The sequence below is a fragment of the Pannonibacter sp. Q-1 genome, assembly GCF_054073275.1.
In genome coordinates this window covers 1-745 of the sequence record NZ_JBSXNB010000025.1, presented here as the reverse complement: position 1 = coordinate 745, position 745 = coordinate 1, and the positions used below count along the sequence as shown (strand labels likewise).

At 57.6% G+C, this 745-nt stretch carries 2 protein-coding genes; both read left to right on the top strand.

What is annotated here, in order from left to right; genetic code table 11:
* Positions 1–321 (top strand): hypothetical protein (locus ACVNHC_RS24485; protein ID WP_457169898.1); only part of this gene is annotated, 321 nt, incomplete at its 5' end.
* 113 nt (positions 322–434) lie between these two features.
* Positions 435–745, top strand: a 311-nt coding sequence (locus tag ACVNHC_RS24480; RefSeq protein ID WP_457169897.1) for a hypothetical protein, incomplete at its 3' end; no start/stop codon positions are given.

Below are 745 nucleotides of genomic sequence, written 5' to 3'. Positions count from 1 at the left end.
GGCCGGTCGGTCCATGCTGTTCGGTTCGACTGGCGCTGGAAGGACCCGCACGACGCGGCGGAAACTCTGACAGAGAACGACAAGCACAGCGTCCAGCGACGGAAGCCGCAGACGACAACTGACGCTCCGCCCATCATTGAGGACCAGCCGGAACCGGAATCCGCTCTGGTCTGGTGGTCCAGCCTGCGAGAGGACGAGCAACGGCACTGGATCGAGCGAACCGGCGGCCCTGTGAAGCAGGTGAGCGGCTACACCATAACCCGCAAGGAAGCGGATATAGCTCGGGCTGCTCATCAGATTTTCCTGACCTCACAACATTGAGGGCGAACAGCCACTAGCAACCTAGAGCCGGACTTACCCGCTCGCCAACGGTGAACATGACGTCTAACGTGAAACCCTACACGTTATATCACACGTTAGGATCTGAAACCCCCATGAAACTGAGCGCAAATGAAGCCGCGAAGCGGACCGGGAAGAGTGTTCCGACCATCACGCGAGCTATAAAAACCGGCAGAATATCTGCTGAGAAAAACGATTCAGGCGGCTACCTGATCGATCCTGCCGAACTCTTCCGGGTTTTCCCGGCTGTAACGCGCAACAGGGGTGCTTCACCTAAAACGTTAGACTTTGAAACCCCTGATTCTGCCCTTGAAACCCTCCTACTGCAGGAGAAGGTGAACAGCCTGGAAGCCGCTCTAGCCAATGCCACGGCAGAACGTGACGAATGGCGCGACCAGGCTAAGCG